2 protein-coding genes are annotated in these 1,660 nt (G+C 24.5%); both read left to right on the top strand.

Features of this window, described 5'->3' with window-relative positions:
- The first annotated feature begins 162 nt into the window (after positions 1 to 162).
- The gene (locus tag CD111_RS12335; protein WP_158245717.1) at positions 163 to 1,374 is read left to right on the top strand and encodes an MFS transporter; all 1,212 of its coding nucleotides are present in this window, start codon (positions 163 to 165) and stop codon (positions 1,372 to 1,374) included.
- 21 nt (positions 1,375 to 1,395) lie between these two features.
- A partial coding sequence (locus tag CD111_RS12330; protein WP_142380974.1) for a winged helix-turn-helix domain-containing protein occupies positions 1,396 to 1,660 on the top strand: 265 nt, incomplete at its 3' end.

Raw genomic sequence — 1,660 nt, 5'->3', positions numbered from 1 at the left:
TATTCCTCCTTTTAATTATTTGATTCGTTAAAATTAATTTTATCGATAATTTAAATTTAATACACCCGGATGTTAAAGTCAACTAAATTTTCAGATTTTTTAAAAAACTCATTGATTAAATATTTTTTATCGATTAAAATATTTTTAAAGGAGTGGTATATTATGCAAAACATCGAAAAAAGAAATTCTATTTTATTAGGATGTGGTAGAATTTGTTCAACGATTGGAGATAGTATATATGAATTGGCAATTATTTGGTATATCTACTATTTAACGAATAATACAATTTTTACTGGTTTAGCAGTAACGTTAATTGCTATTCCTCAAATATTAAATTTTTTGTTTGGACCTCTTATTGATCGATTTAATGTAAAATATTTACTTTCTTATACTCAATTATTTCAATTTATATTGATGACTATAATTCCAATATCAATTATGTTAGATTACGAAAGTGTCTATTTAGTGCTAACAGTAGTTTTTATTTTATCTTTTTTAGAAAACTTTCAAGGAACGTCTGAAATGAGTATAGTTTCGAAAATCATTTCTAAAAATAAAATTGCTAAATACAATTCTACAGTAAATTCAATGCAACAAATTATTTCAATGGTATCCTCTGTTTTGTTTTCAGTCGTTATATTATATGTGACAATTAGAGATATTTATCTTTTTAATGCTTTTACCTTTTTATTAGCTTTTGTTCTATTCAATTCGATAATATATAATTCGAAAAATAAAAATATGAAAAACCTTAAATCAAATTATATAAAAGAATTAAAAGATGGATGGTCGTATTTTAGAAAATCTAAACTTTTACTTATTACTTTCCCTTTAGCTTTTGCCAATTTGATTTTAAGTGGTGTGAGTGCAATATTACCTAAGTACGCTGAAGAACTTGGAAATAGTACTTACTATGGATATTTAATGTTTTCAATATCTATCGGAATGCTAACTGGTAGTTTATTAAGCTCCTTCTTTATGAATATCAGATTCGGAAAATTAATACCTATCCTCTCTATTTTCATATTTGTATTTTGGATATCTTCAACATTTGTGGATAATGTTTTATTCTCACTAGTTCTTTTTAGTGTATCTTTAATTCCACTAGGTATCATGAATATTAGTTTATTAACTTTTACACAAATTACTACTGAAGAAAAGTTTATGTCTAGAGTCTTATCAATATCAGATAGCTTATTATTTATTTCTATCCCTTTAGGTGCTATGCTTGGAGGAGTAATTGGAGAATTATTTGCCGCTCATACAGTAATGATCATCGGAGGCACTTCGTTTGCTATTATTTCAATTATATATATGCTAAATGCAAATTTAAAAAGAGTTAACTCTATAAATTATTATATAGCTAACAATTAATTATAAAGGGTGTATTGTAATATGAATAGAATTGAAGATTTAACCAAAATTTTATTAGAAGAAAAAAGTTTTAATATTTTAAGGGCAACGTCTGAAAACCCTAAAACTACAAAAGAAATTTCGAAATGTTTAAATATTTCTTCCAGTAATTTATATTATACAATTAATAAATTAACGGGTATTGGCGCTTTGAAAATTGTTGAAAAAACTACCATAGGAAATTTAATTGAACATAAATATAGTAGTTCTCATATTTTTGATAACTCTTTAATTATTAATAATGAAG

This window comes from Mammaliicoccus stepanovicii, assembly GCF_002902525.1.
Classification (GTDB): Bacteria; Bacillota; Bacilli; order Staphylococcales; family Staphylococcaceae; genus Mammaliicoccus; species Mammaliicoccus stepanovicii.
This window is presented reverse-complemented; position numbering and strand designations above follow the sequence as displayed.

What these genes read in the sequence shown, in the direction of transcription:
- CD111_RS12335 (WP_158245717.1), top strand. Translation starts at nt 163, where the DNA reads ATGCAAAACATCGAAAAAAGAAATTCTATTTTATTAGGATGTGGTAGA.